This is a genomic window from Dyadobacter jiangsuensis, from assembly GCF_003014695.1.
GTDB classification, from domain to species: domain Bacteria; phylum Bacteroidota; class Bacteroidia; order Cytophagales; family Spirosomataceae; genus Dyadobacter; species Dyadobacter jiangsuensis.
In genome coordinates this window covers 176,682-190,070 of sequence record NZ_PYAS01000004.1, presented here as the reverse complement: position 1 = coordinate 190,070, position 13,389 = coordinate 176,682, and the positions used below count along the sequence as shown (strand labels likewise).

14 protein-coding genes are annotated in these 13,389 nt (G+C 50.0%); 11 read left to right on the top strand and 3 right to left on the bottom strand.

Going from position 1 to position 13,389, the window contains the following annotated elements; all coding sequences use genetic code 11:
* The first annotated feature begins 66 nt into the window (after positions 1-66).
* Both CLV60_RS09270 and CLV60_RS09265 read left to right on the top strand, forming a co-directional pair.
* Positions 67-1,851: a DEAD/DEAH box helicase gene (locus CLV60_RS09270; protein WP_106595105.1), complete on the top strand. Its 1,785-nt coding sequence runs from the start codon at positions 67-69 to the stop codon at positions 1,849-1,851.
* A gap of 65 nt (positions 1,852-1,916) precedes the next feature.
* Positions 1,917-2,441 (top strand): DinB family protein, encoded by a 525-nt coding sequence (locus CLV60_RS09265; protein ID WP_106595104.1) that lies wholly within the window; start codon positions 1,917-1,919, stop codon positions 2,439-2,441.
* 40 nt (positions 2,442-2,481) lie between these two features.
* Here CLV60_RS09265 and CLV60_RS34645 read toward each other — a convergent pair whose 3' ends face one another.
* Complete coding sequence (locus CLV60_RS34645) at positions 2,482-2,823, bottom strand: phospholipase C/P1 nuclease family protein (RefSeq protein ID WP_229210889.1); 342 nt, start codon at positions 2,821-2,823, stop codon at positions 2,482-2,484.
* Positions 2,824-2,895: 72 nt separating this feature from the next.
* Positions 2,896-3,516, bottom strand: coding sequence for a zinc dependent phospholipase C family protein (locus tag CLV60_RS34640; RefSeq protein ID WP_229210888.1), 621 nt, complete (start codon positions 3,514-3,516; stop codon positions 2,896-2,898).
* A gap of 346 nt (positions 3,517-3,862) precedes the next feature.
* Here CLV60_RS34640 and CLV60_RS09255 point away from each other — a divergent pair, with 346 nt between their 5' ends.
* Complete coding sequence (locus CLV60_RS09255; RefSeq protein WP_170118754.1) at positions 3,863-4,267, top strand: Dabb family protein; 405 nt, start codon at positions 3,863-3,865, stop codon at positions 4,265-4,267.
* A gap of 70 nt (positions 4,268-4,337) precedes the next feature.
* On the opposite strand, the gene ung is transcribed toward CLV60_RS09255, so the two are convergent.
* Positions 4,338-5,003 (bottom strand): uracil-DNA glycosylase, encoded by a 666-nt coding sequence (gene ung / locus CLV60_RS09250; RefSeq protein ID WP_106595438.1) that lies wholly within the window; start codon positions 5,001-5,003, stop codon positions 4,338-4,340.
* A gap of 107 nt (positions 5,004-5,110) precedes the next feature.
* On the opposite strand from ung, the gene apaG reads away from it, so the two are divergent.
* The 8 genes from apaG (at position 5,111) to CLV60_RS09210 (ending at position 13,388) form a co-directional block, all read left to right on the top strand.
* Positions 5,111-5,497, top strand: a complete 387-nt coding sequence (gene apaG, locus CLV60_RS09245) for a Co2+/Mg2+ efflux facilitator ApaG/CorD (protein WP_090386807.1) — start codon at positions 5,111-5,113, stop codon at positions 5,495-5,497.
* Positions 5,498-5,532: 35 nt separating this feature from the next.
* Positions 5,533-6,309 (top strand): O-methyltransferase, encoded by a 777-nt coding sequence (locus CLV60_RS09240; RefSeq protein WP_106595103.1) that lies wholly within the window; start codon positions 5,533-5,535, stop codon positions 6,307-6,309.
* 108 nt (positions 6,310-6,417) lie between these two features.
* On the top strand, positions 6,418-7,386 hold the full coding sequence (locus CLV60_RS09235; RefSeq protein ID WP_106595102.1) for a DUF2157 domain-containing protein: 969 nt from the start codon (positions 6,418-6,420) through the stop codon (positions 7,384-7,386).
* Positions 7,383-8,525 (top strand): hypothetical protein, encoded by a 1,143-nt coding sequence (locus CLV60_RS09230; protein ID WP_106595101.1) that lies wholly within the window; start codon positions 7,383-7,385, stop codon positions 8,523-8,525. Before CLV60_RS09235 ends, CLV60_RS09230 begins: the two co-directional genes overlap by 4 nt.
* 57 nt (positions 8,526-8,582) lie before the next feature.
* On the top strand, positions 8,583-9,560 hold the full coding sequence (locus tag CLV60_RS09225; RefSeq protein WP_106595437.1) for a glycoside hydrolase family 43 protein: 978 nt from the start codon (positions 8,583-8,585) through the stop codon (positions 9,558-9,560).
* Between the two features lie 13 nt (positions 9,561-9,573).
* Complete coding sequence (locus tag CLV60_RS09220) at positions 9,574-11,610, top strand: sialate O-acetylesterase (protein ID WP_146151544.1); 2,037 nt, start codon at positions 9,574-9,576, stop codon at positions 11,608-11,610.
* 200 nt (positions 11,611-11,810) lie between these two features.
* A complete protein-coding gene (locus CLV60_RS09215; RefSeq protein ID WP_262510551.1) occupies positions 11,811-12,581 on the top strand; it encodes an EcsC family protein in 771 nt (256 codons plus the stop codon).
* A gap of 18 nt (positions 12,582-12,599) precedes the next feature.
* Positions 12,600-13,388 (top strand): MlaE family ABC transporter permease, encoded by a 789-nt coding sequence (locus tag CLV60_RS09210; protein WP_106595099.1) that lies wholly within the window; start codon positions 12,600-12,602, stop codon positions 13,386-13,388.
* Position 13,389: the final 1 nt, after the last annotated feature.

Here is a 13,389-nt window from a genome sequence, read left to right as displayed (position 1 = left end):
CGTCCCTCATCACCCCTCAAACCGGACCAACCGTTCAATTCAAGAATTAATACTAAAAGCAATAGAATGACTACTGAAACTTTTCAAACTTTCGAAGAGCTTGGACTCAACGAAAACATCCTGAAAGCCTTGCAAGAAATGGGTTTTGAAAAACCCTCACCGATACAGGCACAGGGAATCCCGGCAGTTTTGCAGGGTTCTGACGTAATTGGTCAGGCTCAGACCGGTACCGGTAAAACTGCGGCATTCGGTATTCCCGTGCTGGAAAGAATAGATCCATCTGTTAATGCAGTTCAAGCCCTGATCCTTTGCCCAACCCGCGAACTCGCAGTGCAGGTATCGGAAGAACTCGGCCGTCTGTCCAAATTTATGCGCGGCGTACGCATCGAAGCCATCTACGGTGGTGATTCGATCGACCGCCAGATCCGCTCCCTGAAAAAAGGGGTACATATTGTAGTGGGAACTCCGGGCCGTGTAATGGACCACATGGAGCGCCGCACCCTGAAATTCGACGAAGTACGCATGATGGTACTCGATGAAGCTGACGAAATGCTCGATATGGGCTTCCGCGAGGACATCGAAAGCATCCTGGCCGACATGCCGGAAGATCGCCAAACGATCCTTTTCTCGGCAACCATGTCCAAGCCGATCATGTCGATCACCAAGCGCTTTTTGAACGATCCTACATTGATCAAGGTCGTTCGCAACGAGTTGACCAACCAGAATATCGAGCAGGTTTATTTTGAGGTAAAACCACAGGCGAAAGTTGAGGTAATGACCCGTCTGATCGATATGCACCACATTAAGTCCCTGCTGGTATTCTGTAATACCAAACGCAAGGTGGACGAGATCGTGGAAGACCTGCAATTACGCGGTTATGCTTCGGAAGGTATCCATGGTGACCTCCGCCAGCAGCAACGCAGCAATGTAATGAGCAAATTCAAGGCTGGTGTTACTACTATCCTGGTTGCTACCGACGTTGCGGCTCGTGGTATCGACGTAAGCGGCCTGGATGGCGTGATCAACTACGACATTCCGATGGACGAAGAATATTACGTACACCGTATCGGCCGTACGGGCCGCGCGGGGATGTCCGGTAAGGCATTTTCACTCGTAGCCCGTGACGAAAAATACCGTCTGAAATCCATTGAAGGTTATACCAAAGTTAAAATCGAAAAAGGGGTAATTCCTTCATTCGAAGATATCGTGGGCGTTCGTAAGGCGCGTTTTGTGGAGAATATTTCAAACTCCATCAAAGAAAGCAACGACGAAGAACTGTACAACGACGTACTCGAAATGCTGCACCACAGCGGTTTCTCTACCGAGCAAATCGTTGGCGCAATGGCGAAGCAGATCATGGGCGTTCAGAAAAACGAATACTCTGACAGCAACCTCGCATGGGAAGAGCGTCGCAGCGAACGTCGCGAAGGCGGTAACGACCGTTTCGGCCGTGGCGATCGTCGTGAAGGCGGCCGTTTTGGCGACCGTCGTGAAGGTGGCCGCTTTGGAGACCGTGGCGGTGATCGCGGTGGCGACCGTTATGCACCACGTGGCGAGCGCGGTGACCGCGGCGAAAGAGGTGATCGCGGAGAGCGTCGCCAGTCGACTCCTGAGCCGGGCATGACCCGTTTGTTCCTGAGCCTTGGCCGTAAGGATCACATCATGCCGAAAGACATCGTGGGCGCTATCGCGGGCGAAGCTAACATCCCGGGCAAAACCATCGGTGCAATCGACATTTACGATAAATTCACATTCGTGGACGTACCTGAGCGCGATGCACGCGCGGTATTGCGTGCGATGGATGGCAACACCATCAAAGGCAAGCCGGTACAAATCGATATTGCAAAATAAATTCTGACAGCAATTAGTGCGAAAAGGGGCTTGTAAAAAGGCCCCTTTTTCGTTTATTTTCAGCCATGCAAAACAACGAACAACTCGAAGTATGGCTCCGCGGGCCGCTTCCCGAAATACCCGACCTGCTCCAACCCGTTGCGCATGCATTGTTACAGGCGCGCGAAGAGCTGGGCATATTCACCAACACATTCCCCTCCAAACTGCTCTGGGAAAAACCAGCCAACGTGGCATCGGTAGGCTTCCATTTGCAACACCTCGCAGGTGTGCTCGACCGCCTGTTCACTTACGCACGCGAGGAATCGCTGAGTGAAAGCCAAATGGTGTTTCTGAAAACCGAGGGGCAAGAACCGATGGAGGATTGCACGTACAATCATTTACTGGATCAGTTCAGCAGCCAACTCGAAAGAGCATTGAAGCAACTCCGAGAAACTAATCCCGATACGTTGACTGAAATCCGGTATGTCGGTCGCGCTATGGTACCTTCCACGCATTTGGGATTGCTGTTTCACGCAGCCGAGCACACGCAGCGCCATGTAGGGCAAATGCTCGTGACGGCCAAGGTACTGATCACCAATCATTCCAGTTAATGCTCTGGAAACATCGATTAGCCCGATCCAATACGGCCTGCTAGTTATCCGCCTCCGGCCTCACGTTCAGGAGCCGCTGTAACCAGGTCTGTGGTTCGGCGACTTCCGTATTTTGCTGCGGTTGACCAGGCTCAACGTCTGCCAGCACGCTCAGATCCGGCTGCCCGGCATTTACCCAGCACGTGTACCAAACATCACTCACCATTTGCACGGATGCACGCATCCTTCGCTCCACTTGTCCGGTCAGCATCCGGTGATATTTTTCGGAAAATTCGCGTGAATGCATTCGGGTAAGCACATTGTTGCGCAGCTCAAAACCGTACTTTTTATCGGCCTTGAATCCTTCCGTCAAGTGCTTTTCAAACAACAGTACCGAATCCATGGCCGCATGCGAATCTTCAACGGCCTTCCAAATATCCCCAGCGATATCCTCTCGGTAAACCACGGGCCCCAGCTACAGATCATAGCCTTCTGCAAACAACTCAGGCAGCCGCGACTCCCAGAAACCGTGAATGCCGTCCTGCCCGGTAAGCTGTCCATTGTAATTACGCGTGGTGTGCAGCGGCACGTGCGCGTCGGCGATGTAATGCCCGATGTCCGCCGAAATACGTAGAATACGTGCCGTATTCTTTTCCCTTAATGCGGCCGTGAGCTGGGAAGCGGCAGTCTGTACATACCACGGCACAATACCATGTTTACGCAGGCTGTCCTCACCCATTTTCTGTACGGCGGCCTTCCAATGTTTGGGAAGAACAGCTAGTGCGCTTTCGCCGTAAACATCCAGGTCGATAAAATGCCGCTCGGCTTCTCCTTCCACAGCATACCGCCGCTTGTCGGCATTAACCGCATTCTCGGACAGGTAATCGATGTACTTTTTGTAGAATACCTGCATTTCAGCCGGTAACCTGAAAACCGCCAAACGGTTGATCCGCTTGTGCGCCCAGAAGCCCCAATGACCATTTACGCCGCTTTGAGGGAGGAAAAAGAACACGAGCAGACTGAAATTCAACGCATTTTTGAAAAAAACCCGACTTTTTTCAGTTTTTTTTCGCTGCGAAAGGATAAATGACGCCATACAATCTTCGGAAGGTGTTTTTAATAGTTTTTACACCTGTTGAGACGTCATTTGCAAAAAAAGGTAACAGAAACCGGCCTTTTTGAAACTTGTTTTTCCCAAACGGCGATTTTTTACTTCCAAACGGCCCCGATAGCTAGCTGAGGGACAGCGCTATTAGAAAATTTTACAAAAAATTATCCTCAGAATAATATTTCGGAAAGTAGATTTTCGGGGGTTGTTTCTTTTCTTAATTATTAAATTTTCAAAATTATTTATATTTAATATCCAAATAATACAATAATAGATTTATGTTTTACCTTTGTAGCAAGAGAAATAGATAATTGCATTTATTGAATTTGCTACAATGAGAACTAGAAATAAAACATTGGGATATTTAGTCCCTATTTTCGCGCTTTGCGTATTCATGCTGGTTATTTACGGTGCTTATGTGCCACACAAGCCGGCCGAAATTCAGCGAGTGGTTTGTATCAAGTTTAAACCTGGTACCACTCCTCAGGAAGTTGAAAAACACCTGCGCGATTTTGCGACGATGAAAAAAGCAGTGAAAGATGTTGTGGCCTACTCGGCCGGACATGTGCAGAAATCGGATAATAACGGAGAGCAGTTTGACGTGATCCACTACCTGACTTTCCGCACCAAAGAAGCTGCCCAAGAATACACATTGAATGCCGACAGAGTGGCATTTGTGAAGGCCAACGAAGGTCACTGGGACAACGTGTTGGAGATGAATTCCAACATCGAGAAGTAATTAATAATAGTAATAGGAGTGAAAATTTTAAAGAGAGCCGGGCATCCCGGCTCTCTTTTTATTTGCACGGTTACCAGTTGATCGGGTCGAGGCCTTTGCTTTCCAGGTATTGGTTGGCCTTGCTGAAATGCTTTGTACCGAACCAGCCGCCGCCATTGGCCGACATGGGGGATGGGTGCTTGGCTTTCAGCACATAATGTCTCGAAGCATCGATCACCGCCCCTTTCTCCTGTGCGTACCTGCCCCAAAGCATGAACACGACATTGCTCTTTTCGTCGGAAATGCATTTGATCACGGCATCGGTAAAGCGCTCCCACCCTTTTCCCTGGTGCGATCCCGCAGATGCGGCCTGCACGGTTAACGTGGCATTTAATAGGAGCACACCTTGCTTGGCCCAACGTTCGAGATTACCCGATTGCGGGAACGGCTTACCCAGGTCTTGCTGGATTTCCTTGAAGATGTTGATCAGTGAAGGCGGCATCCGCACACCGTCGTTTACTGAAAAGCAAAGGCCGTGTGCCTGACCTAACCCATGATATGGATCCTGGCCGAGTATCACCACTTTGCACTCGTCGAAGCTGCAATAATTGAATGCGTTGAATATCTGCTTGGCAGGCGGAAATATCTGTTTGGTCTGGTATTCTTCCCTGACAAAAGCCGTGAGCGAGGCGAAATAGGGCTTCTCAAACTCGGGGGCGAGCCGCTCTTTCCACGACTGCTCAATTTTTACATCCATGCTGTTGAATTTGTTTTGGAAAACCAAATTATGTGTTTTTTGATTTGGTTTTATCAGCAATTGATTACTATTTTCGTTCCTATTACTTTCCAACACCCTCGATCTATATGGTTTCCAAAGTTACAGATGGTGTCAAAGTCACCGTTTTGACGGAATATCAGCCCGACTATTCTAATCCGGGTCAGGATCATTTTGTGTTCACGTACAAGATTCTGATTGAAAATCATAGTGAGCACACTGTGAAGCTGTTGAGAAGGCATTGGCTGATCTACGACGCCAACGGTACCGTACGTGAGGTGGAAGGAGCAGGCATTGTAGGGCTGCAACCTGTGTTGGAACCCGGCGATGTGCACGACTACGTTTCGGGATGCAACCTGCGCACCGATATGGGCAAAATGGCCGGCACATACCTGATGGAACGGGTGCTCGACGGCCGGCAATTCCGCGTCGTCATTCCGGCATTTTCGCTCGTCGCTCCCTATCGCCTCAACTAAATCATCGGGGAACCCGATTTTAAAATTCCATTGCATTGATTGCTGCTTATATCAAGTACCTATTGCGCTCCGGAAACGAGCATTCTATCCATTCCCCATTCCTGTTCGAGCTTTATAACAATGTGATCGCCGTCCGGAAGGACGACAACCCTGAATATGAAGCCATCCGTTCGCTGCGCAGGGAACTGCTGCGCTCCGACGAGCAGATCGAGATTCTCGACCTCGGCGCAGGTTCGCGCGTGAACAAATCCAACCTGCGCAAGATCAGAACGATCGCAAAAAACGCAGAAAAACCCGCCAAATTCGGCCGGCTTTTTTATCGGCTCATCCGGCGGTTTCAACCCGCGACGATTCTCGAACTCGGCACCTCCCTTGGGCTTACTACTTTATATATGTCGAAGGCAAAGCCCGATGCGAAATTGATCACATTCGAGGGCTGTCCGCAAACGGCCGGAAAGGCGCAGCAGCATTTCGAGCGCCAGTACGCCGACAATATCGAGGTTGTGCTGGGCAATATCGACGAGACGCTCCCCAAACGCCTGCAAACACTCGATGAACCGATCGACTTCGCCTATTTCGATGCCAACCACCGCTACGAACCTACTGTACGCTACTTCGAACAATGTCTTCCGCACATCCGGAATGGTTCGTTGTTCATTTTCGACGACATCTACTGGTCGGAAGAAATGACAAAAGCCTGGGAATACATCAAAGCGCATCCGCAGGTAACGGTCACAGTCGATCTGTTCTGGATAGGACTGGTATTTTTCCGAAGTGAGCAAGTGAAGGAGGATTTCACTCTACGGTTTTAATATTGTACCGTTAAATATTCTGTTGCTCCTTTAAATAATTCAAAAAGCAAAGCGAGGCACGGTTCCTGGCAAAGTTTGTTAACTTTACCTTCCCTCGTCTCAGCTTCCATGACACCAAAATCCATCCTTAATTCCCTGGCAAGCAAGGGAATTATTTCTGATCAGCAGGCCGACGCCATCGCTTCTTTTGAAGGTGAAAAGGCATTCTCCATTCACTGGGAATTACGGTCTATCCTCTACCTGGGCATCCTTTTTTTCAGCTCCGGCACCGGGATTCTCATTTACGAAAACATCGACACGATCGGCCATCAGGCTATCATCGCTGCCATTGCGCTGATCACTGCCGCTTGTTTTTACTACACTTACAAAAACAGCCTCCCCTACTCGCGCGAAAAAGTAGAGAACCCCAACAAGCTGATCGACTACGTGCTGCTATTGGGTTGTTCCACGTTTTTGGCTCTGGAAGGTTACCTGCAATACCAGTACAACCTCTTCGGCACACGGTACGGCCTGGCGGTTATCATTCCAACCATCATTTTTTTCCTGTGCGCCTACCGTTTCGACCATCGCGGTGCACTGTCGATGGCCATCACCGGCCTGGCCTCCTGGCTCGGGCTCACCATCGCCCCGCTCTCCGTGTTAGCCAGTAACGACTTTTCAGACGGTAAACTGATTATTCCGGCCATCGCGCTTGGATGTATACTCACGGCTGTGGGATGGATTTCCGAAGAGCAAAACATCAAAAAGCATTTTGCATTCACCTACATGCTGATGGGCGGCAACCTGGCTTGCATCGCGGCCCAGATCGGGCTGTTCTCCGAGAGCGCCAAAGTCATTTATTTTTTCATCGGCCTGGGACTTTGCTACTTTTTTGTCCGTCGTGCCCGGCAGGCGCATTCATTGGTGTTCCTGCTGATGGGTACGGTTTACGGCTATTGCATTATCACCTACTCGATCTTCACCAGTCTCGGGATCGATGCCGCGTTGGGCCTTGGTATTTTCTACTTCCTTTTTTCGAGCGTCGGCGTGATTTACTTCCTGTTGAACTTTAAAAGATTTCTGGGAATCAAAAAATGAAAAAGGCATACAACCAAATCTGGGTCGAAAACCTGCGCGTGCAACGCCAGGCGGCCGAATGGAAGTTCAGAAACCTGCTGACCGAAGAACAGGAAGCGCAAGTGAAGGAGCTCTTTCCTGAAAAGTTCTATCGTCCGGGGATATTTGTTAAGATCGGCCTGTTTTGCTTCGCTGTCGTGGCCGCCTCATTTTTTGTGAGTTTTCTGACCCTGTTTCTGTTTGATACGGGATCCGATACCAGCTTTTCGGCGCTAAGCCTGATTTGCTGCGCCTGTTTCATTGTCGCGCTGGAACACCTGATTAAAACCAAAAATCTCTTCCATTCCGGAGTAGACAATGCATTGCTCTACGCAGCCATAACTGCGGCAATGGTACCTGTGTTCCTGCTTTTTGACCACGCTCCGCTCTGGGGATATTGCCTGATTGCACTGGCCGTCATTGTTCCCGCTACGCTGCGCTACGCCGATCTGCTGGGTCCTATTGCCATCTTTGGGTTAATATTCACAATCATGGCCGAGTTAATGATGAAATTCCCGCTAGGAAAGGCCCTTCTGCCTTTTGCGGTTATGATATTATCCGGCGTGATTTATACGCTGGCCAGAAAAAGCAAAGACACTTATTACCACGAATGCCGCCGGATTTTTGAGGTACTGGCATTGGTTACGTTCTATCTAGGCGGTAACTACTTGGTAGTAAGAGAACTAAATGCGCTGATCAGCGGCCTGACCGTGTCGGTGGCTCCGCAGATCGCATTCGCCCCGCTATTCTACTTCTTCACGTTGGTCATCCCACTCTCCTATGTATTTTTTGGATTAAAAAAGTCAGATCGGGTTCTGTTCATCATCGGATTAGTAGCCTTCGCATTCTCGGTTTACACCTACAAACATTATTTCGGAATACTGACAGCCTCCCAGGGACTTGTGCTGGCGGGCATAGTGATGATCGCCACAGCGATAGCGCTGATCAAATATCTACATACGCCCAAGCACGGCATTTCCGACGAGCAAAACCGCAAAAACAGCCTTGAAAACCTGCAATCCGTCATTGCCGCCCAGCAGCTGGGCGTTACACCGGCAGACCAGGGACTGGAATTCGGAGGTGGTACATTCGGCGGAGGAGGCGCGGGCGAGGCTTATTAATTGAACAAAAATTTGGATCTTGCAGCGGTTACATTACCTATCACCGAAACTTTGATCATGAAAAAATTGCTTGCCCTGACACTCCTAATCCTTTGCTGTTACCAAACTTTCGCTCAAACCGCCCAACGGGCCAGTGGCAACCCCGTATTCCCCGGCTGGTATGCCGACCCCGAAGGTATCATTTTCAATAAGACGTATTGGATTTATCCGACCTATTCCGCTCCGTATAACAAGCAGGTACATATGGATGCATTTTCTTCCAAAGACCTGGTTACATGGAAGAAGCATCCCAGTATCATCGACACATCGGCCGTTAAATGGGCCAAGCGCGCCATGTGGGCGCCTTCGATTATCGAAAAGGACAAAAAATACTACCTGTTTTTCGGTGCCAATGATATTCAGAACGACAATGAAAAGGGAGGCATCGGCGTCGCTGTCGCCGACCGCCCCGAAGGGCCATTCAAAGACTACCTGGGCAAGCCGCTTATCGACAAATTCCATAACGGTGCACAGCCCATCGACCAGTTCGTTTTCAAAGACAAAGATGGCCAGCATTACCTGTTTTACGGTGGCTGGAAGCATTGCAATGTTGCCAAGCTGAAAAGCGATTTCACCGGCTTTGTCCCGTTTGAAGACGGTACAATTTTCCGTGAGATCACGCCTGAGAACTATGTGGAAGGACCATTCATGTTTATCCGCAATGGTAAATATTACTTTATGTGGTCGGAGGGCGGCTGGACAGGCCCTAACTATTCCGTGGCCTACGCCATTGCCGATTCACCGTTCGGGCCGTTCAAGCGTGTAGATAAGATCCTGCAACAGGACCCGGCGGTAGCAACCGGTGCCGGCCACCACTCGGTAATCCAGGTTCCTGGCAAGGATGAATGGTACATTGTTTACCATCGTCGCCCACTGACCGAAACCGACGGCAACCACCGCGAAACTTGTATAGACGTCATGTCTTTCGATGAAAAAGGGATGATCAACCCGGTGAAAATCACACGGGAAGGGGTCAGACCTGTTCGATTAAAATAAATAACTAAACCCTGTGCTGAAAACTCTCCTCCCCGGCAGGCTCTTAAAAAGGACCGCCACACGCTTCTTGTTGTCAACTGTTTTAACGCTCCTGGCAGTTACTTATGCCGGTGCGCAGCGTTTTACACCGGTCATGTTCGGCAAGCTCCCGCAGGACTACCAGCTCTACCCGCGCAATGCCGCAAGCGAGGCGCGCGTGCCCATTGCAGGTATCGTGGAAGCGCCGGATTGGAAATACGTTTCGGTGCAGGTATTGCGGAATGGCCAGCCCCACCAATACCGGCGGGCGGGAATTCAGTACGGAGGCAATGCAAAGGGAACTTTCAGCACGGAAGCGGTCATTAAGGCAGAAAGGGCAAATTATGATTTCAAGGTTTTCCTCTGCAATGATGCCGACTCGACGCTGCTCGTTACCCGTACCCGGGTAGTGAGCGGCGATGTTTATATATTGTCGGGCCAGTCCAATTCGACCGGCTTTTTCGGAGAGGGTGATACGAGCATGTTTTGCCGCACGTTCGGAAAGATTACCGACAACCTTAACACGGGCAACTATAACGCAGCCGATACCCTCTGGGCACTCTCCAACATGCGCTCCTACGACAACGGCGTCGGAACAATGGGGCTGGAAATCCAGAAGCAGCTAATGGAAAAATCAGGTATCCCCAACTGCCTCATCAACGCAGGCTACCACTGGTCGTCGGCCTATTCGCATTCGATTCGAACCGAAATTAACCCTACCGATTTCACCAACGGCTATGGCAGAATGCTTTATCGCGCGCGGAAAGCGGGTGTTGCCGGTGCCGTGAAAGCGTATATTTTCCGGCAAGGTGAAAGCGAGGCTTACGGCGAGGGAGGTAACTGGGAAGGGCATTTTGATGTTTTGTACAAAAACCTGAAAACGGATTTCCCCAGCCTGCAAAAGTTGTATGTTTTCCAGATCGATATTATTTACCACGCGTCGCTCATCGGTGTTCTGATACGGGACTACCAGCGACGTCTTCCCGCTATTTATCCGGACATTACCAGTATCGCGACCGTCGGCACGACCGGGTTCGATGGCCTTCATTACAACCGGGAAGGCAACAAGCAAAGCGGGACTGAGCTTTCACGACTGATGCTCCGTGACCTTTATGCATCCGCCGACACGGCCAACATCGACTCTCCGAATCTCAAAAAGGCGTTTTACAATTCAGCTGAAAAGAAGAGTATGACGCTCGTGTTCGATGAAGGCCAGGAATTGAAATATCCGGATCCTTACAAACACCCCAACGGGCCGCTGCTCGATTTGAAAGATTTCTTCTATCTCGACCACCAGACCGGTGCGATAGCAAGCGGTAAAGCGGAAGGTAACCGGATTATCCTCGATCTGAAAACTGCACAAAATGCAGCAACGCTTAATTATCTGCCTCCCTTTGTTGAAAAAGAGAGTCCCTACCACCCATTTACCGGCCCATATATTACCAATGCAAGGGGAATGCGTGCATTTACCTTCTTTGATGTGCCTATTGCCACAGCACTGCCCGCGACCGTCCTAACGGCCCATAGCGGTGAAAAGGGGAGCATCAGGCTCGCGTGGCAGCCGGTTTCCGGCGCGAAGGGTTATATTCTGGAACGCAAAACGGGTGATGCCGCGAGTTATACGCCGGTGGCCCGAGTGAACGAAAGTACTATGCAGTGGCTCGATGAGCCCGGCGAGTCTGCCGTTCCTATTCTGTACAGGCTCATAGCCGTCAACGATGCTGCGGAATCCTCGCCCGCCTTCGCGGAAATCGCGCCCACGCTCGTACTGGGTACTGAAAAAGACCAGGAAATACTTTTCGAAATATTCCCGAACCCGGTCCTTCGCGGCGAAGAGGTTACCATTAATTTTGCCCGGCAGCAGGCAGGTAATATCAGCCTTGTTGGCTTGAACGGCCAGTTTTTAATGAACAGAAAAATCTCAGGTAGTGCCAGCGCCGGCCTCACAGTCCCGAAGCAAGCCTCCGGAATGCACCTGATCCGGTTTGAATCCAATGGCAGATTTTTCACTAAAAAACTCTGGATCAGATAATTTGGACATATAATAATAAGCGTTGGTAAAATAGGACTCGCGTACAGGTGCAAACACCTGCACGTTTTCATTGCCGTCCATCGGAAATTCCCGGAATTCTTACAGCTATTTTTAACTTTATGCGATAATGGAATGATTTTTGCTACCCGGTAACAATGCCGACGTTTCTCTATCCTGTCCGACATTAGCCCTGAAATGATATGCACATCAACAGTTATGAAGAGCAGATAAAACCTGAATTGACCAAATGGCAGCTGAAAATGCAGAAGCGGCCCAATTTTATCGACAGGACCTCCAAGAAATTTCAGGACAAAATCAATGACATCATTCCCGACAAAGTTCATGACGTGATCACCGGCACCATCAAGCAAATGGTACGCGGCGTGCTTACCGGGGCCGAATATACCACCACGCAATCCATCCCGGGCGCATCGCTGGAAGAGATGGAGACAGCCGTTCGCAAAAAAATCGAGTTTTACAAAAAAGCCGGAGCCGCAGAAGGCGGCATTACCGGCGCAGGAGGTTTTTGGCTCGCGTTGGCTGAATTTCCTATCCTGATAGGTATCAAAATCAAACTACTTTTCGAGATTGCAGCGTTGTACGGAAGGCCGATCAACGATTACAGGGAACGGCTTTTTATACTCCATATTTTCCAGCTGACCTTTTCGAGCCAGAAAGGAAGGCAAGAGGTGTTTGCACAAATGATCCAATGGGATTTGCGCAGCAAGGATCTTCCGACGGATATTCACGAATTCAACTGGAAAACGTTCCAGCAGGAATACCGTGATTACATCGACCTTGCTAAAATGGCGCAGCTGATCCCGGGAATCGGCGCGGCAGTGGGCGTAATCGTCAATTACCGGCTGCTCGATCAGCTTGGGAAAAACGCCATGAACGCCTACCGCATGCGATGGTTTGAAGAGCGAATGCTGGGTGAATCAACGGAACACCGCCTGATAAATAAAGTTTAATACAATTGTACCGATTGAATGAGCGCTAACAAAAAGCAATTTGTATACGGCAAGAATCTGGATAATGCCTTACTGGCGGTTTATGATGCGTATGTTTTCTTCATCCGTTTTTTCCGGGAAGTTTTCCGCGGCCGGATGGAGTTCCAGGAGATTGTCCGGCAATGCTATGCGATCGGAAACCGCTCGTTGCTGCTGATCAGCCTTACCGGCTTCATTACCGGGATGGTATTTACCAAACAGTCGCGCCCGTCATTGTCCGAATTCGGGGCTACTTCCTGGCTCCCCTCGCTGGTAGCGATCGCCATTGTGCGTGCGCTGGCGCCGCTGGTAACCGCGCTTATCAGCGCGGGTAAGATCGGGTCGAGCATCGGCGCAGAGCTGGGGTCCATGCGCGTGACCGAGCAGATCGATGCGATGGAGGTTTCGGCTGTTAATCCATTCAAATTCCTGGTCGTAACCCGCGTAGTGGCCTGCACTATTGCCATTCCCGTGCTGATGTTTTACTGTTCGCTGGTCAGTTTGCTGGGGGCGTTTCTCAACGTGACTTTGAACGAAGGAACGAGTTTCATCGCCTTTTTCGAGAATGCATTCGAGCAAATCACCTTCCTGGACATCTGGACGTCCGTCGCGAAAGCGATCGCGTACGGATTCACGATCGGGATCGTAGGCAGTTACCAGGGCTATAATGCCAGCAAAGGTACCGAGGGCGTCGGCAAGGCGGCCAACTCTGCTGTCGTGACCTCTATGTTTCTCATTTTCATCGAGGAAGTGATCATCGTACAGGTATCCAATTATTTCAGAATTTAAA

Coding starts and splice junctions, on each gene's coding strand:
- CLV60_RS09270 (WP_106595105.1), top strand. CDS start 67: ATGACTACTGAAACTTTTCAAACTTTCGAAGAGCTTGGACTCAACGAA.
- apaG (WP_090386807.1), top strand. CDS start 5,111: ATGGTTTCCAAAGTTACAGATGGTGTCAAAGTCACCGTTTTGACGGAA.
- CLV60_RS09215 (WP_262510551.1), top strand. CDS start 11,811: ATGCACATCAACAGTTATGAAGAGCAGATAAAACCTGAATTGACCAAA.
- CLV60_RS09210 (WP_106595099.1), top strand. CDS start 12,600: ATGAGCGCTAACAAAAAGCAATTTGTATACGGCAAGAATCTGGATAAT.
- CLV60_RS09230 (WP_106595101.1), top strand. CDS start 7,383: ATGAAAAAGGCATACAACCAAATCTGGGTCGAAAACCTGCGCGTGCAA.
- CLV60_RS09265 (WP_106595104.1), top strand. CDS start 1,917: ATGCAAAACAACGAACAACTCGAAGTATGGCTCCGCGGGCCGCTTCCC.
- CLV60_RS34640 (WP_229210888.1), bottom strand. CDS start 3,516: ATGGCGTCATTTATCCTTTCGCAGCGAAAAAAAACTGAAAAAAGTCGG.
- ung (WP_106595438.1), bottom strand. CDS start 5,003: ATGGATGTAAAAATTGAGCAGTCGTGGAAAGAGCGGCTCGCCCCCGAG.
- CLV60_RS09235 (WP_106595102.1), top strand. CDS start 6,418: ATGACACCAAAATCCATCCTTAATTCCCTGGCAAGCAAGGGAATTATT.
- CLV60_RS09255 (WP_170118754.1), top strand. CDS start 3,863: ATGAGAACTAGAAATAAAACATTGGGATATTTAGTCCCTATTTTCGCG.
- CLV60_RS09225 (WP_106595437.1), top strand. CDS start 8,583: ATGAAAAAATTGCTTGCCCTGACACTCCTAATCCTTTGCTGTTACCAA.
- CLV60_RS34645 (WP_229210889.1), bottom strand. CDS start 2,823: ATGGATTCGGTACTGTTGTTTGAAAAGCACTTGACGGAAGGATTCAAG.